21 protein-coding genes are annotated in these 20,886 nt (G+C 39.4%); 17 read left to right on the forward strand and 4 right to left on the reverse strand.

The features are described from left to right. Window positions 1-5: 5 nt before the first annotated feature. Both R2Q94_RS14945 and R2Q94_RS14950 read right to left on the reverse strand, forming a co-directional pair. Window positions 6-2,228, reverse strand: a complete 2,223-nt coding sequence (locus R2Q94_RS14945; protein WP_316822271.1) for a penicillin-binding protein 1A — start codon at window positions 2,226-2,228, stop codon at window positions 6-8. A 2-nt stretch (window positions 2,229-2,230) separates the two neighbouring features. Beyond that, window positions 2,231-5,017: a tetratricopeptide repeat protein gene (locus tag R2Q94_RS14950; protein WP_316822272.1), complete on the reverse strand. Its 2,787-nt coding sequence runs from the start codon at window positions 5,015-5,017 to the stop codon at window positions 2,231-2,233. A gap of 107 nt (window positions 5,018-5,124) precedes the next feature. On the opposite strand from R2Q94_RS14950, the gene R2Q94_RS14955 reads away from it, so the two are divergent. The 10 genes from R2Q94_RS14955 to R2Q94_RS15000 all read left to right on the forward strand — a co-directional run bounded on the left by R2Q94_RS14955 (window position 5,125) and on the right by R2Q94_RS15000 (window position 12,252). Continuing rightward, the gene (locus R2Q94_RS14955; RefSeq protein ID WP_316822273.1) at window positions 5,125-5,340 is read left to right on the forward strand and encodes an AtpZ/AtpI family protein; all 216 of its coding nucleotides are present in this window, start codon (window positions 5,125-5,127) and stop codon (window positions 5,338-5,340) included. A gap of 150 nt (window positions 5,341-5,490) precedes the next feature. After that, window positions 5,491-5,787 (forward strand): hypothetical protein, encoded by a 297-nt coding sequence (locus R2Q94_RS14960; protein ID WP_316822274.1) that lies wholly within the window; start codon window positions 5,491-5,493, stop codon window positions 5,785-5,787. A gap of 14 nt (window positions 5,788-5,801) precedes the next feature. Next, the gene (gene atpB, locus R2Q94_RS14965) at window positions 5,802-6,956 is read left to right on the forward strand and encodes a F0F1 ATP synthase subunit A (protein WP_316822275.1); all 1,155 of its coding nucleotides are present in this window, start codon (window positions 5,802-5,804) and stop codon (window positions 6,954-6,956) included. A gap of 41 nt (window positions 6,957-6,997) precedes the next feature. After that, entirely contained in the window at window positions 6,998-7,207 is a 210-nt protein-coding gene (atpE, locus tag R2Q94_RS14970; RefSeq protein ID WP_062551197.1) for an ATP synthase F0 subunit C, read from the forward strand. Window positions 7,208-7,284: 77 nt separating this feature from the next. Then, window positions 7,285-7,779, forward strand: coding sequence for a F0F1 ATP synthase subunit B (locus tag R2Q94_RS14975; RefSeq protein ID WP_316822276.1), 495 nt, complete (start codon window positions 7,285-7,287; stop codon window positions 7,777-7,779). 31 nt (window positions 7,780-7,810) lie between these two features. Then, window positions 7,811-8,359: an ATP synthase F1 subunit delta gene (gene atpH, locus R2Q94_RS14980; RefSeq protein WP_316822277.1), complete on the forward strand. Its 549-nt coding sequence runs from the start codon at window positions 7,811-7,813 to the stop codon at window positions 8,357-8,359. 51 nt (window positions 8,360-8,410) lie between these two features. Continuing rightward, on the forward strand, window positions 8,411-9,985 hold the full coding sequence (gene atpA, locus R2Q94_RS14985) for a F0F1 ATP synthase subunit alpha (RefSeq protein WP_316822278.1): 1,575 nt from the start codon (window positions 8,411-8,413) through the stop codon (window positions 9,983-9,985). A gap of 28 nt (window positions 9,986-10,013) precedes the next feature. Next, a complete protein-coding gene (atpG, locus tag R2Q94_RS14990; RefSeq protein WP_316822279.1) occupies window positions 10,014-10,898 on the forward strand; it encodes an ATP synthase F1 subunit gamma in 885 nt (294 codons plus the stop codon). A gap of 152 nt (window positions 10,899-11,050) precedes the next feature. Then, window positions 11,051-11,266, forward strand: a complete 216-nt coding sequence (locus R2Q94_RS14995; protein ID WP_316822280.1) for a hypothetical protein — start codon at window positions 11,051-11,053, stop codon at window positions 11,264-11,266. Between the two features lie 140 nt (window positions 11,267-11,406). Beyond that, window positions 11,407-12,252, forward strand: coding sequence for a DUF4349 domain-containing protein (locus tag R2Q94_RS15000; protein WP_316822281.1), 846 nt, complete (start codon window positions 11,407-11,409; stop codon window positions 12,250-12,252). Between the two features lie 19 nt (window positions 12,253-12,271). Here the strand turns inward: R2Q94_RS15000 and ruvC are convergent, their stop codons facing one another. Then, entirely contained in the window at window positions 12,272-12,835 is a 564-nt protein-coding gene (gene ruvC / locus R2Q94_RS15005; RefSeq protein WP_316822282.1) for a crossover junction endodeoxyribonuclease RuvC, read from the reverse strand. Between the two features lie 43 nt (window positions 12,836-12,878). On the opposite strand from ruvC, the gene R2Q94_RS15010 reads away from it, so the two are divergent. The 7 genes from R2Q94_RS15010 to R2Q94_RS15040 all read left to right on the forward strand — a co-directional run bounded on the left by R2Q94_RS15010 (window position 12,879) and on the right by R2Q94_RS15040 (window position 19,988). Beyond that, complete coding sequence (locus R2Q94_RS15010; protein ID WP_316822283.1) at window positions 12,879-13,856, forward strand: lysylphosphatidylglycerol synthase domain-containing protein; 978 nt, start codon at window positions 12,879-12,881, stop codon at window positions 13,854-13,856. Beyond that, complete coding sequence (locus tag R2Q94_RS15015; RefSeq protein WP_316822284.1) at window positions 13,834-14,970, forward strand: glycosyltransferase family 2 protein; 1,137 nt, start codon at window positions 13,834-13,836, stop codon at window positions 14,968-14,970. The genes R2Q94_RS15010 and R2Q94_RS15015 overlap by 23 nt, the downstream gene beginning before the upstream one ends. After that, window positions 14,970-16,058, forward strand: coding sequence for an ABC transporter permease (locus R2Q94_RS15020; RefSeq protein ID WP_316822285.1), 1,089 nt, complete (start codon window positions 14,970-14,972; stop codon window positions 16,056-16,058). The genes R2Q94_RS15015 and R2Q94_RS15020 overlap by 1 nt, the downstream gene beginning before the upstream one ends. Before the next feature lie 78 nt (window positions 16,059-16,136). Then, complete coding sequence (locus tag R2Q94_RS15025) at window positions 16,137-16,748, forward strand: ribonuclease HII (RefSeq protein WP_316822286.1); 612 nt, start codon at window positions 16,137-16,139, stop codon at window positions 16,746-16,748. An 18-nt stretch (window positions 16,749-16,766) separates the two neighbouring features. Beyond that, a complete protein-coding gene (locus R2Q94_RS15030) occupies window positions 16,767-17,969 on the forward strand; it encodes a glycosyltransferase (RefSeq protein WP_316822287.1) in 1,203 nt (400 codons plus the stop codon). A 169-nt stretch (window positions 17,970-18,138) separates the two neighbouring features. Next, complete coding sequence (gene gcvT, locus R2Q94_RS15035; RefSeq protein WP_316822288.1) at window positions 18,139-19,218, forward strand: glycine cleavage system aminomethyltransferase GcvT; 1,080 nt, start codon at window positions 18,139-18,141, stop codon at window positions 19,216-19,218. Window positions 19,219-19,271: 53 nt separating this feature from the next. After that, window positions 19,272-19,988, forward strand: coding sequence for a 2-phosphosulfolactate phosphatase (locus R2Q94_RS15040; protein WP_316822289.1), 717 nt, complete (start codon window positions 19,272-19,274; stop codon window positions 19,986-19,988). Window positions 19,989-20,072: 84 nt separating this feature from the next. Here the strand turns inward: R2Q94_RS15040 and R2Q94_RS15045 are convergent, their stop codons facing one another. Then, entirely contained in the window at window positions 20,073-20,870 is a 798-nt protein-coding gene (locus R2Q94_RS15045) for a patatin-like phospholipase family protein (protein WP_316822290.1), read from the reverse strand. Between the last annotated feature and the right edge of the window lie 16 nt (window positions 20,871-20,886).

The raw sequence follows: 20,886 nt of genomic DNA on the forward strand, positions 1-20,886 counted from the left end.
AAAAGCTAGAAGCCTAGCTTTTCGTCCAGTTCTGTAGTTTGCTCCTGCTGCTGGTATTGGTTACAGTCGAAGGTAATGGTCGTTCCATTTTTCGGCGGATCAAAATCAGCTTTGCTCATATTTAAAGTTTTACTGGCATATACACGCTTCATAAAACCAGCATAAATAGGCAATGCGGTAGTCGCACCATCACCCTGTCTGGTACTGGTAAAATGGAAAGCACGGTCTTCACAGCCCGTCCATACTCCAGCGGCAAGCTGGGGGGTAATGGCCATAAACCAACCATCGGAGTTGGCATTAGTAGTACCAGTTTTTCCACCTATAGGTCCTGTTACGCCAAATTTTCCTGCGAGGCGCCATCCCGTTCCACTGGTAATTACACCGCGCAACATTCGGGTCATTACGTAAGCCTCTTCTTCATTCAGCACAGGTACTGGAATTGGCGTGTCATTGAACAGTACAACGCCGTTTTTATCCTGGATTTTCAGGATATAAGTTGGTTTTTTCCAAACCCCTTTATTGGCGAAAACGCTGTATGCACCCACCATATCATATACTGAAGCATCAAAAGAGCCCAATGCAATAGAAGGTACGGCTGGTACTTCAGAGGTAATTCCCATTTTCTTGGCCAAGGTAGCCACAGCAGCTGGTCCCACTTGTTTCATGAGATAAGCAGCAATATAATTCTGAGATAATGCCAATGCTTTTTGCAAAGTTAAATAACCGGGAACGGTTCCTGAAGATCTTGGTGTCCAAGGTGGACTGCCTGGAGTTTCGATGGTTACCGGTTCATTTAAAACGCTGAAACATGGAGAATAACCGTTTTGAATGGCCACAGTATAGGTAAAAGGCTTTGCAGTGGAACCTACTTGTCTGGTTCCCATCTTCACCTGATCGTATTTGAAATGTTCATAATTGATTCCGCCAACCCATGCTTTTACATAACCGGATTGGGGATCCATCGCCATCATGGCATTTCTCAATAGTAATTTATAATACCTTACGGAGTCGATAGGCTTCATTAGCGTATCGATATTACCTCTCCAGGTGAAGATACTTAGGCGCGTCGGCGTGTTGAAGTCGGCTTTGATTTCTTCATCGCTTTTCCCTTCCAGTTGCAATGCTTTGTACCTGTCTGATCTTTTAACCCCCTGTTCAATTTGCATTTCTTTTCCTTTGAAAGGATTTTTACCCTTCCAGCTGTCGTAGAAAGAAGCCTGCAGAATTTTCATGTATTCTTTTTGTGCCTCTTCTGCATAGATCTGCATCTCGTAATTAATGGTGGTGGTGATCTTAAGACCGTCCCTGTCCAAATCATAGGGCGTACCGTCTGATTTTAAGATAGAACGCTCCAAGAAGAGTTTTTTGATGTCATTTTTCACTACTGCTCTGAAATAAGGCGCAATACCATCATTTACGGTGGCGGCACTAAAACGCAGCCCTAGTGGTTTTTCTATCTGTTTTTCATAATCCTGTTCGGTTAAGAAATCAGCTTTTACCATTAGTCCCATAATGGTATTTCTCCGTGCCAATGCGCGCTCCGGGTTACGGGTAGGGGAATATCTGGAGATCCCTTTTAGGATACCTACTAGTGTGGCCGCCTGACCAACAGTTAATTTATCTGGTGTGGTGTTGAAATATACCCTGGCTGCAGATTTTATACCATAAGCCTGGTTTCCGAAGTCCACGGTATTTAAATACATCACAATGATTTCTTCTTTGGTATAATTGCGTTCTAGTTTTACCGCAATTACCCATTCCTGGAATTTCTGTAAGATTCTTTTTGCAAAGTTCTTTTGTCTTCCTTCTTCTGAAAAAAGATTCAGTGCCAACTGTTGGGTAATGGTACTTCCTCCTTGTTTCTTGCCAATTATGGCATATAAAAATATGGTGAAAGTTCGTTTGAAATCGATTCCTGAATGTTCTTTAAATCGGATGTCTTCGGTTGCAATCAAAGCATTGATGACATTCGGTGAAATCTGATCATAGGTAACATTGGATCTGTTTTGAACAAAATAAGTGCCTAGAATTTTGCCATCTTCAGTGATGACTTCTGAGGCCTGATTACTTTTAGGATGTTCGATGTCTCTGAAGGAAGGAAGTTCACCAAACAAACCAAAACCAACGGAGATGATAAAAAGAGCGAATAAAACGATTCCTGCAATTAAGATTTTCCAGATGTTGAAATTATACCTTCTGATGTCTTCTTGCGAAAGTGATTTGTTCATTGTTAATAGTTATTTTTATAAAATTCAAGGTACTTCTTCAGTAGGTCCTCGCTGCTCAGCTTATCAAAGTTTTCTTTGCTAATGATAAAGCTCCTGTAAAGGTTCGCCGGGACTTTCATGATTTGTTTTAACTGTGGATCTATACCTTCCGCATATGTTTTTGCGTCTTCGAAAGTACCAAAGTTTCCTACAAATATAAGCTGATCATTGTCAAATTCCTTCAATTGATGACGGAGATTGTTTTCTGCGTGATTTCCGCGATTGAATTGTCCGATGCCAAAACGGGAAGAACTAAGGGTTAAAGAGCCATCAGCCACATGTACTACGTAATAGTATAGACTGGAAGTTTTTGTACTAAAAATTCCTTCCGTTTTAACAGCAGGTGCCGGTGTTACTGGTTTTTCTGGTGTTGCTGTTGTTATAGGTTCCCTGGGCGGGCTTTGAATTTCAGTAGTCTGCTGCGCCAGCTGATTTTTCGGATTGGCCTCTACCAGGGTTTTAGCAGGGAATTGTTGCGCAAAGAATTTTGGCTCATTGGCATCGAAATCCGCCAATGCAATTGCCCTTTGTTTAAATTCTTCTAAATGCAGACTGATATAGCTTAGGTGTTCTTTTACCAATGGAACAATCAATTGATCATTAGGGTAGTTCAATTTTATTTTTTCAAAAGTAGTGATCAATTGATCCACATGAGCGGTTCTGCCGATGGCAATCGCCTTTAAATAGGCAAACTGTGGGGCCAGATAGCTATCTGGATTCACCTTTAATATTTCATCCGCCTTAAGGATCACATTGCTGAATTCTTTTTGAAGGTATATATCAAACAGATCATTGTACTGTTTGTTGACCAGCACTTCTATTTCTGATTGTTTCAATGAGAAAGAAGGATCAAGAATGGTTTTGGCATAAGATGAACCGGCAAATTCTCTTAGAATTTTCTGTTTGTAGGTTTCGGATTTTGCATTATCTATTGTCTTATTGGCTAAAAACAATCCGTAATAGATAGAAGCAAGGCGGTCATTGTCAGGGAAACGTTTTAAGATAATTTCATAGGTTTCTGCTGCTTCTTTAGCACTGTTTAATTCCTGCAGGTAGAAATTGCCAATTTCATAATAGGCTTCCAATATTTGCTGATCGGATTTTGTTAAAAGCTCCGGTGTAGTTGGAATGGCCGCTATCATCGTTTTAATTTTTGAGATGGTATCTGATGGAGCCATACCTATACTGTCTGGATTTACCCGTGCATTGTTTGTTGCATAGTTCCTGGTAATGCCCTGATTGGTCTCCTGTGCAGAGGATTTTATACTCTGACGCCAATTCAGTTCCAGTTTACGGTTGCCCCATTTCTTCTTGAAGTCGTTAAAACCTGTACTGATTGCAGTTTGATTGGCAAAATAGAAATTGCTGGTAGCCAGGTTTTTCTGGTGCGGATCATTGGCAGTCTGGAAGGGATTTACTCCTGGGATAAGATTGGTCTGCCCATTTGTCTTTAGTGGTTCTATTTTTACCGGATTTACCAACAACTGTACTTTTGCCATACGTTCCGCTTCAGGAAGTTTAGCCAGTGATTGCAAGGTATCCTGCAACGCAATGAGCTCGTAACGATCCGTCAGGTATTCTAGATTTTGATTCTTCTTTACAATAAGTTCATAATCAGGATAGCTTTTTGGTAGGGTGTTAACAGTGCTGTCGTAATATAACTTCGCATTCAGATAATCATGAAAATGCTTGAAATTTAGATCGGCAATTCTTAAATAAGACAAACCTTTCTGGTACATGTTTTTTGTACTATTGCGGAGGGAAAGTTTATAGTATTTATCTGATTCTTTATAATTTTCATCTCTGGCATAACTTTCTGCAACCTGATAATAGATCTGATCATGATACTCCTCATTCTTATCATCTTTTAGCATCGCCAGTAGCTGTTGTTGTTTGTCTACTTTTATTCCAGTCAGAAAAGCGTTGAGTTTGATGCGGTTTAAGTTCGCATTAAAATACATTTCAAAAGGGGCGCTGCTTTTTTCTACTTTACGGTAATAACGCAGAGCCTCGTTGTAGTTTTCCTGTTTTTCATATAGCTGAGCAAGGATGTAATTCCATCGGATGCGTTGCGGCTGTGTAGGGCCTTCCTGGATGGCTTGTTCCAGCATGGCTATCGCGTCTCCTGCCATGCGTTGATGAATATAGATTTGAGCAATGGTAGCCAAGGGCTCTGCTTTATTTTTTTTTAAACTGGAGACGGTGTTGGATAAAGTATCCAGTACTTTGGCTGCCTGACTATATTTCCCCAGTTGCATTAAGCTCCTGGCTTTCCAGTCTAAAGCTTGTACGCGGCTTTTTATCTGATTAGGGTAAGTCTTTGCGGTATAATCAAAATACTCTTCGGCATTAAAGTAGTTACCATTGTAGAAATTGGCTTTTCCGAGCAGTAGGTAGGCATCGTCCTGATAGTTGCCATAAGTTTTTTCCAGGAGGAGTACCCTGGCCTTTTTGATGATTTCTCCCATCTCGGGTAAATTGCCTCCAGGTTGGTCATTAAAGATGTCGTAGGGCTCGGGACTGATATATACGGGCAATACCTCATCATAGTTGTCGGCATAAGCTTCCGCAAGTTCTTCCTGATGCTGATTCAGGATCTGGTTTGCATTGTATATATAATTGTATCTGGAGGTCAGATTTTGCATGGCCCTGCTCATGGCAGTATCCTTATTGGAACTACAGGCATATAAGAGAGCAGAACAAAGGATAAACAGCGTTACCTTAAGAGAGTTGATTGCGTAATTTTCCAAAAAACAGGTTGAGTTAATTTTATAAACAACAAAATATATACAAAAGTATTTTATTCGGCATTAAGTTCTTAACAAAATAGGTTTTATTTGTGCCAGATTTTAATCATATGGATCCAAAAGAAGAGAAAAAGAACGTCAATACTTTCGCGAAGTATTCGTCGATTAGCTTTCAAATGTTGGCTACAATAGGCGTTTTAGCGTTTGCAGGCTATAAAATAGATGAATACCAGCATACTAAGCACCCGATTTACACCGCAGTTTTAGGACTTTTAGGAGTAGTAGTTTCCTTGTATCAGGTTGTAAAACAACTGAATAAAAACTAAAATGGATTATTTAAAACCGTTGTAAATCCTTACTTTTGTAAAAAAATAGATACTGATTTGAGTTTAATCCGGTTTACCCTTTATTATTTAGCGTTCTGCATCGTTCTCGGTGGCATCGCTTATGCCCTTCCTTCTATATTCCCTGATCAGTTGATCTTAGTTCCTAAATTCTGGTTGCTGTTTGGCTTTTTGGCGGGCATTACATATATCGCTTATAGCGTGGCAGATTTGGGCTTAAAACGCAATCCAGATGTTGGCGTTATGGCCATAATGGGGTCAATTGCACTGAAGATGATTTTCGCAATGGCTTTTGTGCTGATTTACAGCCTTAAAAGCAAGGAAAACGGCTTTGTTTTCGTGCTGAACTTTTTTTCTTTATATTTATTGTTCAGCTTCTTTGAAATATACTGTTTGTTACGTAACTTGCGCCACCAAAATAAAAAGTAAAAATCTGCGAGTAAATGGATTGTAGCCACGTTTTTGAGTTTAAAGTGAAGAGGTTAATTGTTGTTTTTACGCTCTTTTTAGCGTTTTTTTCTGTTACACCTGCTGCTTTCGCACAGGTAGACACAGCGCAAGTAACAGAAGGTTCTCATGCCCAGCCGGCAGCTGAGAAAAAGTTTGACATTGGTAAGTTTGCACTACACCACATTGCGGATTCGCATAGTTGGCATGTAATCGGACATACTTATATCGACCTTCCGGTAATTTTGTACACCAAAGCTGGTGTTGTAAACTTCAGCTCTGCTGATTTCACCACGCTGGAGGACGGAAAAGTTGTTCGCGATGATGAAGCTAAAGTAGTAGTAGAGCGAAAAGGACAACGCTTTGTGAAGATGCACGAGAAAATCTATTATGCATCTGATGTTGCGAATGAGCACGGTCAGTTTGTGGATTTAGATGAGAAGCATCATGCCACAAATGCACGCCCGTTGGACTTGTCAATTACAAAGAATGTTTGCACATTGTTTTTGTCTATCATTATCTTATTGGTGGTGTTCCTGAATGTAGCTAAAGGATATAGAAAAAACAAAGGCAAATCGCCAAAAGGAATCCAGTCCTGGATGGAGCCGATCATCTTGTTTGTACGTGATGACATCGCTATTCCAAACTTAGGTCATAAATATGAGCGTTTCATGCCATATTTGTTAACCGTGTTTTTCTTTATCTGGTTTAACAACATGTTGGGCTTAGTTCCATTCTTACCTGGTGGTGCCAATTTAACTGGTAACATTGCTGTAACAATGATTCTTGCTTTGGCTACGTTCTGTCTGACGGTGTTCAATGGTAATAAGTATTATTGGAAACACATCTTTATGCCAGATGTACCATGGTGGATGTATGTAGTTATGGTTCCGGTAGAATTGTTCGGTATCTTTACCAAACCTATCGCACTAATGATTCGTTTGTTTGCGAACATTACAGCAGGACACATCTTGGTATTGTCGTTGATCTGCCTTGTGTTTGTATTCAACAGCCTTTATATTGCTCCGGTTTCTATTGCTTTCGCTGTATTCATTGGCGCTATTGAATTGCTGGTAGCGTTTATCCAGGCCTTTATTTTTACGATCCTGTCAGCCCTGTTTATCGGAATGGCAATTGAAGATCACCACTAATTAGAATTATTTTTTAACAACAATTAATATATAAAATCATGATTACAGGAAGTATTGCTGCAATTGGTGCAGGATTAGCTGCGATTGGCGCTGGTCTAGGTATCGGACGCATTGGTGGTTCAGCTATGGACGGTATTGCTCGTCAACCAGAAGCTGCCTCTAAAATTCAAACTGCAATGTTAATCGCTGCTGCCTTCGTTGAAGCTGTTGCGCTTTTCGCAGTAGTTGTTGCCCTAATGGGTAATGGCTAGAAATTAAACGGTGCCAGATAGTGATATCTGGTACCATTTATTGTTAAAAAAGAACAAAATATTTTATACATACACAGATGGAATTATTATTACCTGAATTCGGCCTAGTTATCTTTCAATCCATTGCTTTCTTATTGCTAATGTTCCTATTGGCAAAATTTGCCTGGAAACCTATTCTAGGAGCAATTAAAGAACGCGAAAAATCGATTGATGAAGCATTAAGCAAAGCTGAATTAGCAAAACAAGAGATGGCTCGTTTAACTTCTCAAAATGAAGAGTTAATGAAAGCTGCCCGTGCTGAACGTGATTTGATCTTGAAAGAAGCAAAGACACTTAAAGATAGCATCATCAATGAAGCAAAAACTTCTGCTCAGGCTGAAGGTGCTAAATTAATTGAGAAAGCTAAGATTGAAATCGAGAACTCAAAGAAAGCTGCTTTATCAGAATTGAAAAATCAGGTTTCTTCTTTATCATTAGATATCGCGGAACGTGTATTGCGTAACCAGTTACAAGACAAAGCTACTCAGCAGGATTTAGTTGCTAATCTTTTAAAAGACGTTGAATTAAACTAATCTGTAGTTTATTTAGCCAAATTAGATAAAAATGTTAGAAAATAAAGCAGCATCGAGATACGCCAAATCACTGATTGACCTTGCGAATGAGCAAAACTCATTAGAGGAAATCAAAAATGATATGGTTCTTTTAGATCAGGTGATTGATCAGAGTCCAGAATTGGAAGCTATCCTTAATAACCCTATCGTTCCTTTGGATAAAAAAGCGGGCATTTTAGAACAGGTATTTGGAGCCAAAGTAAACGCGGTGACGAATATCTACTTAAAACTGATCGTAAACAAAGGACGTTCAGCGATCTTATTTGGAACAGCAAAATCCTTTATTCAGCAATACAATGCCCTTAAAGGGATCGTGACTGCTGAAGTTACTTCAGCAATCGCACTGACTGACGCAAACAGAGCAGAGATCGATGCTTTAGTGAAAAAGGAAATAGGCGCTAAAGAAGTGGTGATTAAGGAAAAAGTTAATGACAAACTGATTGGCGGATTTATTTTAAAAGTTGGAGATAAGCAGTTTGATGCAAGTATCGCCAGCGGTTTGAATAAACTAAAAAAAGAATTTGCTCAGGGTATTGTTTAAACTGAGTATTTAAAATAGAAGATAACATATACTAAGAAATAATATAAAATTATGGTAGAGGTAAGACCAGACGAAGTATCGGCAATTATCAGGCAACAATTGGCGGGCTTTAAATCAGAAGCAGAACTTGAAGAAGTTGGTACCGTATTGCAGGTGGGTGATGGTATTGCCCGTGTTTATGGTTTAACTAAAGTTCAATCCGGTGAGTTAGTTGAATTTGAAAACGGCTTACAAGGTATTGTTTTGAACCTTGAAGAAGATAATGTTGGTGTGGTACTATTAGGCCCATCTGACACGATCAAAGAAGGTGATACGATTAAACGTACTAAGAAAATTGCCTCTATTAAAGTTGGTGAAGGTATGTTAGGTCGTGTAGTTAACACGATGGGTGAACCAATCGATGGTAAAGGACCAATCATTGGACAGACGTATGAAATGCCAATCGAGCGTAAAGCTCCAGGGGTAATCTATCGTCAGCCAGTTACAGAACCTTTACAAACAGGTATCAAAGCGATTGACGGTATGATTCCAATCGGTCGTGGTCAACGTGAGTTGGTTATTGGTGACCGTCAGATTGGTAAAACTGCGGTTTGTATCGATACTATCATCAACCAAAAAGAATTTTATGAAGCAGGTAACCCTGTTTACTGTATATATGTAGCTTGTGGTCAAAAAGCAAGTACTGTAGCAAATATCGTACGTACATTAGAGGAAAACGGTGCAATGCCATATACGGTTGTTGTTGCTGCTTCGGCTGCTGAACCTGCTCCATTGCAGTTCTACGCTCCATTCTCTGGTGCTGCGATCGGTGAATTTTTCCGTGATACAGGTAGACCAGCTTTAATTGTTTATGATGATTTGTCTAAACAAGCTGTGGCTTACCGTGAGGTATCTCTATTATTACGTCGTCCACCGGGCCGTGAGGCTTATCCTGGTGACGTATTCTACCTTCACAGTCGTTTGTTAGAGCGTGCTGCTAAGATTAACTCTAACGATGAGATTGCACAAGCAATGAATGACCTTCCTGAATCTTTGAAAGGTATCGTTAAAGGTGGTGGTTCATTAACCGCACTTCCAATTATCGAAACTCAGGCTGGTGACGTTTCTGCTTATATCCCAACGAACGTAATTTCGATTACAGACGGTCAGATCTTCTTAGAAACTAACTTGTTCAACGCAGGTATTCGTCCAGCGATTAACGTAGGTATCTCGGTATCACGTGTAGGTGGTAACGCACAGATTAAATCAATGAAAAAAGTTGCTGGTACTTTGAAATTAGACCAGGCTCAATACCGTGAGTTAGAGGCTTTCTCTAAATTCGGTTCTGACTTAGATGCTGCTACTAAATCTGTACTTGATAAAGGTTCACGTAACGTAGAAATCCTTAAACAAGGTCAGTTCTCTCCAATGACTGTGGAGAAACAAGTAGCGATCATTTATATTGGTACTAAAAACTTAATGCGTTCAGTTCCCGTAAACAAAATCAAGGAATTTGAAGCTGAGTACTTACAACAATTGGAATTACGTCATCCTGATACTTTGAAAGCTTTAAAAGCTGGTAAATTTGATGATGCAATTACCGGAGTATTGGAAACTGTAGCAAAAGAGCTTTCCAGCAAATACTAAATTACTCTTGACTGAAGAATAAAAAAGAATGGCTAATTTAAAAGAAGTAAGAATTCGTATATCATCGGTGCAATCTACACAGCAGATCACCAAGGCCATGAAAATGGTTTCGGCTGCGAAGTTGAAGCGTGCGACCAATGCGATTGTTCAGCTACGTCCGTATGCTACAAAGTTGAAAGAAATCCTAGGAAATCTTTCAGCGAGCTTAGAAGGATCATCGTCTCCGTTTATTCAGGAACGTGAACCAAATAAGGTATTGATTGTAGTGGTTTCTTCTAACCGTGGTTTAGCTGGTGCCTTTAACATGAACGTGATTAAAGAAACCAACAATTTAATCTCGGAAAAATATAGCGAACAATACAAAAAGGGTAACGTAAGTATCGTCGCTATCGGTAAGAAAGCTCATGATTTCTACGAGAAGCGCGGATACAATGTTATCGGAAATAATAATGAAGTATATGCTGCGCTTACTTTTGAGAATGTAACCAGGATCACCAACTCGATCATGCTGGGCTTTGAAAAAGGCGAATTTGATAAAGTAGAGCTAGTATACAACAGGTTTAAAAATGCGGCAGTTCAGATCTTAACGACTGAGCAGTTATTGCCTCTGCCTAAAACTGAAGTTGCCGAGGGTGCAGCTGCTGCGCATGCAGTAGATTACATCATGGAGCCTTCTCAGGAAGAGATTGTATCGCAGTTGATCCCTAAGTCGATCAAAACTCAGTTGTATAAAGCAGTATTGGATTCTCATGCTTCTGAGCATGGTGCCCGTATGACTTCAATGGATAAAGCAACTGAAAATGCTGGTGATTTGATTAAAGCCCTGAAGCTTTCTTACAATCAGGCGCGTCAGGCTGCAATTACTACAGAGCTTACGGAAATTGTAAGTGGTGCAGCTGCACTAAACGGGTAATACTCCATCAGGTATTAAAGCCCTTATCCATACGGATAAGGGCTTTTTTTATTTAGAATGGTAACGTTTTGGGAGAGATTGAAATTTATCCTTCCAATGTATCGCTTTTTGTTTAATTAATATTATTTTTGTGCCATCAAATAGAAAATACTATGGAACAGACACCAAAGCACAATACGCCAAGCATGAAAAGAGCTAACGAGACATCCATCTATAAATTAATGGCTGTAGGAATTGTAATCAGCGTTCTAGGCGTTTTTATGCGTTTCGCAGGCGATTCTTTAGCTTTGTCATTAACGGCATGGGCAGTTTTATTCATAGGTTCATTCATCGCTTGCAAAGGCGTATTCAAAATATTAGCTGCTTAGTTAAAAAAGCATTGCTAGAAATCCTCCCCGACTTCGGTTGTGGAGGATTTTTTTTGTCGTCACATTTCTATGACGAATTCTTTTCTTAGGTTACCTTCTCTACTGCGCTGTATTAATGGCAGTGCCTAATTACTGATCCTATGAAGAAATATATTATTTATTGCGCTGTGGCGATTGTATTCACGGCCTGTAGCCAGAATAAACAAGCCAATGAAGCAGCTGTTGATGCAAGTGCCATTAGCATACTGAGCGCAGACAGTAGCCTAACTGAAAAAATCATCAAAACTGCCGACATGCGATTCCGTGTTAAAGACGTGCAGCAGACTAAAGTTAAATTGGCTGAACTGATTAAAGAAGAAGGTGGCAGACTCTGGGAATTCTCCATTCAGAGTGAGGTATACCAATCGGAAAAGGTTCGTTATTCTACAGATTCCTTACTGGAACTAACTTCATATCGCACCGAAGGTTTGGTAGTTGCAAAGATACCTGCAGATAAACTGGATGTGTTTACAAATAAAGTGGCAGGTATTGCAGTATTTGTAGACCAGCAATCGATGAAACTAGACGACCAGAGTCTAAATTACCTATCTAACCAGATGAAAACTCAGAACAGGGAAGAGGCTGTCGCTCAGTTGAAAAGTAGTCATAAGAAAAGTACTCAAATAGGAAAGACTGTAGATTTAAAGGACGATGAAATTGACCAGAAAATTCAAAATAAAATGATCAATGATCGTGTAAAGTATAGTGACATCAGGCTTTCCTTTTATCAGGACAATACAGTAAAGAAATTAGTCGTAGGAAACGATAATTTATCGGACTACAAGCCCACTTTTTTTAGAAGATTGGGACTCAATGTCCAAAATGGATGGCTGATCTTTAAAGAGTTTTTGCTGATGCTGGCTAATCTCTGGATGTTGATCCTTCTTGCCATAGCAGGTTTTGTTGCTTACAGACAGTACCGTAAAAGCAGGAAATTAAAAGTTTGATTTTTTAAGATTCTGATCCTTACTTAAGCCGTTTCTTATTGTCTTTGGCAAAGGCCTCCCATCCGGAATAAGATTTTCCGGAGCCTGAAGTATTTACTCTTTGGAAGGAATGACAAACGGCTACAGCCAGTCCATCTGTTGCATCCAAAAACTGAGGCGTTTCCTTAAATTTAAGTAGATTCTGCAGCATTGCTGCTACTTGTTCTTTTCCTGCACTACCACTTCCGGTAATGGATTGTTTGACCTTACGCGGTGCATATTCAGTGATTGGGATGTTTCTGGTTAAAGCTGCTGCCATTGCCACACCTTGTGCGCGACCAAGTTTTAGCATAACCTGAATGTTTTTTCCATAGAAAGGTGCTTCGAGTGCCATTGCATCTGGCTTATACTCATCGATCAATACCATGGTTTTTTCAAAAATTCGCTGTAATTTCAGAAAATGATCCTCCAGGTGATCCATTCGGACAACCCCCATGCTTAGCAATTCAATTTTACTTCCTTTTTCCAATATCACTCCATAGCCCATAATTGAAGTGCCCGGATCTATTCCGATAATCACCCTTTCCTTTTTTTCCACCAACATAGAACAATATTAAGCATATTTGCACAGAGTAAATGCAAAAAAATTGACATCACAGTACAAAAAAATAGTTTCATACATTCTTAAAGCCGGAATTGTACTTGTTGCATTTTGGTTTGTCTATAGCAAATTAACAGAAAACAAAAACCTACAGGATTTCAAAAATCTGCTCAATAATCTACCCACATGGGAAATCGTAGCAGTGATTGGCTCTGTGCTGTTGCTCATGTTAGTAAATTGGGGGCTCGAAGCCATAAAGTGGCAACGACTAATTTCCAGCGTAGAGAAAATCAGCCTTTGGAAATCAGTATCCTCTGTTTTTTGCGGACTCACTTGGGCTATATTTACACCTAATAGGATTGGTGAATATGGGGGAAGGGTATTTTTTCTGTCGCCTAAAAGAAGGGTGATTGGCGTGGTAGCCATGGCTGTTGGTAACATCGGACAAATGGTGCTAACCAATGTATTTGGGGCGATCGCATTCTGCGTTTTTATGTATCGATTCGTAAATATGGATCCTTTGCTCTTTTATGCCCTCGTTTTCCTCGCATTTATCTTTTGCTTGTTTTTCCTGATCTTTTATTTTAATATCAAATGGTTGAATGGATTGCTACTTTCTATGAAGTTCACCCGAAAATATAAAAAGTTTTATAGTATACTGGCCAGATATCAAAAGAAGGAACTGCTGAAGATCCTTACTCTTTGTTTTTTAAGGTACCTGGTTTTTAGCAGCCAATATTTTATCCTGTTTTTCTGGCTCATTCCTAACCTTCAATATATGGACATTTTGATGATGGTGAGTATTCTATTCTTTGTACAATCTACATTGCCTTCTCTGGATTTGTTTGATATTGGAGTGAGAACAGCTACGGCCTCTTATTTCTTTAGCTCTATTACAGATCAAGAAGTAGCAGTGATTGCCTGTACAGCCAGTATCTGGCTGATAAATATTATTATTCCTGCTATATTAGGCACTTATTTCGTATTTAAACTTAATTTTTTTGGAAATCCACAACGTAGCTAGCTATATCACTTCTATTTTAACGATCTTATATGTGTTCGTCGTGTTCAGCTTTATCAGAGGCTGGAATAAATTGCGTCATTATCAACTTGAAAATCCCACTTTAAAAACAAAGGTGTCTATTTTGGTAGCAGCAAGAAATGAGGCTGAAAATATCAGGAAAACTCTGGACGATCTTTGTGCACAATCTTATGATAAATCATTGACAGAAATCATTTTTATAGATGACCATTCTACAGATGAGACAGCTGCAATTATTGCTTCTTATGCTTCAAAAGGAGTTAAGTTAATTCGTTTGAATGAAGATCGCGCACTGAATTCCTATAAGAAGAAAGCCATTCAAACTGCGATAGGAGAATCTACTGGGGATTTAATCATTACTACTGATGCCGATTGTAGAATGGGTAGGGATTGGCTTAAAACGATTATCTCCTTCTATGAGGAAAAAGACTATAAAATGATTTCCTCGCCCGTAGCTTATTTTGAAGAGAAGAGTTTCTTTGAAAGGGCGCAGGCACTGGAATTTTTATACCTGATTGGTTTGGGTGCTTCCACCATTGGCAATAAAAAACCATCTACTTGCAATGGCGCCAATCTCGCTTATGAAAAGGCTGCCTTTTATGAGGTGGGAGGTTTCAAAGGGATTGACGATCTGGCTTCAGGAGATGATGAATTATTGCTTCATAAGATGGCGGCACGTTATGAAAACAATATCGGATTTTTAAAAAATGAGGATGCGGTGGTTTATACCCATGCAAAAGCTACACTTGGTGAATTTATTCAGCAAAGAAAACGTTGGGCTTCCAAAAGTACACGTTATAAAAACAAAGCGATTATTGCCCTGGGAGTGGCAATATGGTTGTTTAATGTGAGTATTTTGTTGAATATTGGTATAGGTTTATTTGTGGGATTCTACTTCAAATTGGCTTTGGTACAGTTACTGATTAAGATTCTGCTGGAGTTTATATTTTTATTTCAGGTTACTGGTTTCGCCAGAAGGAGGGCATTATTGACGTTATTGCCGATACTCAATTTGATGCATATCATTTATATCGTGTATATTGGGATAGCGGGAAATTCAGGTAAATACAACTGGAAAGACAGAATGGTCAAATAATGGAAATCAATAATAGTCCGTCAAAGCAAGTATGGAAGCGGTTTAGGCACAATAAAATGGCTTTCTTCGGATTATTATTTATTCTATTCATGATGTTAATCGCGATACTGGGGTATCTGATCACACCTGATCAAAGCCCTTTTGCCAACACGATGCATTTGCAGCTGAGCAATAAGAAACCTGGCAGGAGCTTCGATTTCCTGATCATCAGCAGAAATCCGGAGGTTAAAAAAAATGGTATTCTGGATAAGATGCTATTTGGACAGGAGCCAGACTTTAAAAGTATTCCTATTACTTCTTATCGGGAATCAGGAAATATGGTATATGCCAGGGAATATATTGGGGATGATGAACAGGCTGAAGAAATGGGGTATCCTTTACTGGAAAATAACAGGTATCGTCAGACTTTCTGGCTCGGAACAGATATTTATGGTCGGGATTTACTGAGCAGGCTGATGATTGGAGTACGTGTTTCTCTATCAGTCGGACTAATGGCTGTTCTGATCTCCCTTTTTATAGGGATCAGTTTGGGTGCATTGGCCGGATATTTTGGTGGAAAAATTGATGCTGCCATTAGCTGGTTTATGAATGTGATCTGGTCTTTACCCTCCTTGTTATTGGTCATTGCCATTTCTTTTGCTTTAGGAAAGGGCTTCTGGCAGATATTTATCGCAGTTGGCTTGTCGACCTGGGTTGATGTATCCAGATTGGTAAGAGGACAGGTGATGGCGTTGAAAAATGTAGAATTTGTAGAGGCTGCAAAAGCACTAGGTTTCCCTACGCCAAGAATTATTACAAGACATCTTTTACCCAATATTGCCGGCCCGATTCTGGTACTGGCTTCCGCAAATTTTGCTGCTGCAATTTTATTGGAAACAGGACTAAGCTTTCTTGGGTTTGGTGCACAGCCCCCCATGCCAAGCTGGGGTAGCATGATCAAGGAGCATTATGGATATATCATTATGGATGCTGCATATCTCGCCGTTTTGCCAGGGCTGGCCATCATGACCACAGTTTATGCATTCAATCTCCTGGCCATAGGTCTGAGGGATGCTTTTGATGTAAAATCTCAAAATATTTCTATTTAGGAATTTCGTCATCTCTTTGGTTAAAAGAGGGGTAATTTTGACTGTCTTGAAAGGTCTTTAATTTATTAACTTTGTAGGATGCTGTTAAATTGTTACCAGAATGAACTAGTAGAAGCCGGCTGCGATGAAGCCGGTAGAGGCTGCCTTGCAGGCCCCGTTTTTGCTGCTGCCGTGATTTTGCCAAAAGACTTTAAGGCCGGTGAATTGAATGACTCTAAAAAACTGAACCATAAACAGCGGGAAGCTTTAAGGTGGATTATTGAAAAGGAGGCAATTGCCTGGGCAGTAGCCGAAGTTGATCACCATGAAATCGATAAGATTAATATTTTGAACGCTTCATTTTTAGCAATGCATAGGGCAATTGAAAAGTTAAGGCTGAAACCAGAATACCTGGTGATCGACGGAAATCGATTTAAAGCCTATCCGGAAATTCCTCATGCCTGTATCGTTAAAGGGGATGGTAAGTATCTTAATATTGCCGCAGCTTCTATCCTAGCAAAAACGCATAGGGATGAGTATATGGAGCGAATTGCAGAAGAATATCCCGTTTATCAATGGAAACAAAATAAGGGATATCCTACCATAGTTCATCGAAATGCCGCGTTAGCACATGGCTTATCACCATATCATCGTAAAACTTTCTCAATTTCTAAACCTCAATTGGCACTGTTTTCCGAAAGCGAAGGATAATTTGTATTTTCACCTAATTTGAAAGCACTCATACTCACTAACAGAATACCCTTTCCGCCCAATAGTGGCTATCCAATTGTGGTTTACAATACCATAAAAGGACTGTTGAAACTGGGGGTAGAAATCACTTTGTTTAGTATCAATCCCAAAAAATATCAGGTAGACATAGAAGAAATCTATGATCCTTTATTTCAGAAGATCAGATTTTATTCCTTTGATCTGGACACTGGAGTCAACGTGTATGGTGCTTTACTGAATATTTTTTCTAATCAATCCTATAATGTTTCCCGCTATTATGATGAGGATGCTGCCAGTTTACTTGGGGAGGTGTTGAAAGAAACGGAATTTGATATTATTCAGTTCGAGGGACTTTTTGTGGTACCTTATCTGGATGTGGTGAAAGAGAACAGCAAGGCAAAAGTGATTTATCGAGCTCATAATATAGAGTTTGATGTGTGGGAGCGGATTGCAATGACCGAGAAATTCACACCCAGGAGGAGTTACCTCCAGTTTCTTGCCCGTCGCCTGAAAGTTTACGAAACAGAACAGATCAATCGTTTTCATCAGGTATTTGCTATTTCTGAGCAGGATAGACAGAGTATTTTAAGATTTGGTTCCGTAACCGCATTGGAAGTGTTTCCAGTGGCGCTGGATTTTGAAAAGTATGTAACTGATTTTTCCAAGACGAGTTTTCCGACTTTATTCCATTTGGGAGCGATGGATTGGCGTCCAAATAGAGAAGGACTGGAGTGGTTTCTGGATGAAATCTGGCCAGATATTGAGAAATTGAATTCCGAGCTTCGGTTTTATATCGCAGGGAAAAATATGCAGCAACAGTTTTTTGAATATGATTCCGATAATCTGGTAGTGGAAGGGGAGGTTTTTGATGCGGTAGAGTTTATCAATTCTAAAGCCATCATGATTGTCCCTTTATTATCAGGAAGTGGAATGCGTGTGAAAATTATTGAAGGGATGGCCATGAGTAAGTGTATCATCGCCACCAGCATGGCTGCCGAAGGAATTCGTTGCGAACATGGAAAAGATATTCTAATTGCAGATACCGCTGACGAATTCTATCGTGCAATTTTGCAGTGTATCACTAACCCAAAGAAGTGGAGGGAAATCGGTGAAAATGCGAGGAAAACTGTGGAAAGAGATCATGATGTTAAAATCATCGCTCAAAGAATGCTGAATATCTACCAAAAATTACTTACTGTTTAATTTTTACGTACTTTTGCCCACGTTTTTGGCCGGTAATGGAGGGGAAGAGTGTGGATACAGCTACCAAAAACAAGAAGAATTCAGAAAAACAACATGGCCGATGAAATCGATCTTCATTACGCGTATCGTATGGGTTGGTTGATAACCGTAAAAAAATAAAATTATTCTAATGAAAAATACCGCATTAACAGAAAAACACATTTCATTGGGTGCCAAAATGGTGCCTTTCGCAGGTTACAATATGCCAGTTCAGTATGAAGGTATCAATGCAGAGCATGCAACCGTAAGAGGAGCTGTGGGCGTTTTTGACGTGAGTCACATGGGTGAATTCATCATTAAAGGTGAAAATGCACTAGATCTGATTCAAAGAGTAACTAGTAATGATGCTTCAAAATTATATGATGGTAAAGTACAGTATTCTTGTCTGCCGAACGAAGATGGTGGTATTGTAGACGACTTGTTGGTTTACAGAATGGATGAAACTACTTACATGTTAGTTGTGAATGCTTCTAACATTGAGAAAGACTGGAATTGGATTCAGAAATTCAATGATAAAGGAGTAGAGATGCACAATATCTCTGATCAGACTTCTCTACTTGCGATTCAAGGACCTAAAGCTGCTGAAGCATTGCAGAGCTTAACAGAGGTAGATCTTGCTTCTATGGAGTATTACAATTTCGTAAAAGGGACTTTTGCTGGTATTGATAATGTTGTCATTTCTGCTACAGGTTATACTGGTGCTGGTGGTTTTGAAATCTATTTCGATAATGCACATGCAGATGTGATCTGGGATGCGATTTTCGAAGCTGGAACAGCATTTGGTATCAAGCCAATCGGTCTCGGTGCTCGTGATACCCTGCGTTTAGAAATGGGTTTCTGCTTATATGGAAATGATATAGATGATACCACTTCTCCAATTGAAGCAGGTTTAGGATGGATCACTAAATTCAGCAAAAAATTCACCAATTCTGAGGCCTTACAAGCACAAAAGGAGGCTGGTGTTGCTCGTAAACTAATTGGTTTTGAAATGATCGACAGAGGTATTCCTCGTCATGATTATGAGATTGTTGATGCAGAAGGAAATGTAACTGGCAGAGTAACTTCTGGTACACAGGCACCATCTTTACAAAAAGCAATCGGTATGGGATATATTGATAAAGCTTTGGCAAAAGAAGGGACAGAGATTTTCATCAATATCCGTAACAATAAAATTAAAGCGAAAGTGGTAAAACTACCTTTCACTAAATAGTGTATACCAGATCAGCAATAGAAAAAATTTAGCGAAACCCCATTCATTTACCCATGCAAAAAAGTATAGAAGTTTGTTTAACACCCGCGTTATTAGATCTTTATTCTATAGAAGACCGTGTTGTGGTCGTTATTGATGTACTAAGAGCAACCTCTTCTATGGTTTATGGCATTGACAATGGGGCTAGCGCAATCATTCCTGTTTCACAGGTAGAAGATTGTCTGAATTATGCAGACAAAGGTTTTCTATTGGCTGCAGAGCGAAATGGAGAAGTGGTTGAAGGCTATGACTTCGGCAATTCTCCATTCTCTTATTCCCGCGGGAAGGTAAGCGGAAAAACAATTGTACTCACCACTACTAACGGAACTAAGGCCTTACATCTGGCTAGAAAACGTGCACATCAGGTAGTTATTGGTTCCTTTTTAAATCTGGAAGCACTTTGTAACTGGCTCCGCAAGCAAGATAAAGGGGTGTTGTTGCTTTGTGCAGGCTGGAAAGATAAATTCAATCTGGAAGATACTTTATTTGCTGGTGCGGTAGTTCGTGAATTGCGAAAGGATTTTACGCATTTCGATGATTCCTGTGTTGCAGCAGAAGATTTGTATGCACTGGCAAAAGATGATTTAAGGAATTACCTTCATAAATCATCACATAGCCACAGATTGGCAGAACTGAACATTGAAGAAGATGTGAAATTCTGTTTACAGCTGAACATTTGTAAAGCAATTCCTGTCCTGGTTGGAGATGCATTGGTTGCAATGGAAGCTTAGTCCAAAATATCTCTTTCGGCTATTATAGCAGTCTTTTTTTAGAGGAATAAATCAGAGAATATAAAAGCGGTTGTATTCCTATTTTTATTCCGGAAAGGATTTTTGTCTAAAGCTCAGGATCAGTTCCTGCAGACTTTCATTCGTTTTAATCGTTTTTAAGGTTTGTTCATAGGCCAGCCAGTAAATGGTTTCTGCTTTGTTCATATCAAAAGTACTGATATCACCCATGCCGGTTGGCTCCATCATAGCATTGCAAAAAGCAGCTTTTTGCTCTGTATCTTTATTAATGGACATTACACCCGCCCTTTTCATCAAGGTAGAGATATTCGTAATCTTATCTACTTTAGTCAAATGATTGCAGGAAGAACCAATGATATAATCGCAATTGCTCAATAATGGCTCAATAGGGAAGTTGTTTAAAATGCCGCCATCTACATACATTTGTTTGTCGATCATGATCGGCCTGAAAATTCCAGGAATACAACTTGAAGCCAATACCGCCCTAATCAGTGGACCGGAAGTAAAATAAACCAGTTTTCCCTCACTAAAGTTGGTAGCAGCAATGGTTAATGGGATTTTTAGGTCCTCCATACGGTCTACCGAAAGATGTTCTTTTAATAATTCTTCTACATGCTCAATATTGATCAATCCCAAAGAGCCCAATGCTGGTCGGATAAAACGGAATAGTTTGGCTTTAATAAAGATATCCAGACCGGCCTCCGGATCTATTCCGGATGCGAAAAATGCTCCGGCAATTGAACCTGCACTGGTTCCACTGATGTGGCTAAACTTGATTCCCGCATTTTTTAAAGCTTTTAAGACACCAAGATGGGCGATTCCCCGAATCCCTCCACCTGATAATACTATTCCTACCTTAACCATAATACTCGTTTCTTTG

It is taken from the genome of Pedobacter gandavensis, from assembly GCF_032678465.1.
In the GTDB taxonomy this organism is placed as follows: Bacteria; Bacteroidota; Bacteroidia; order Sphingobacteriales; family Sphingobacteriaceae; genus Pedobacter; species Pedobacter gandavensis_B.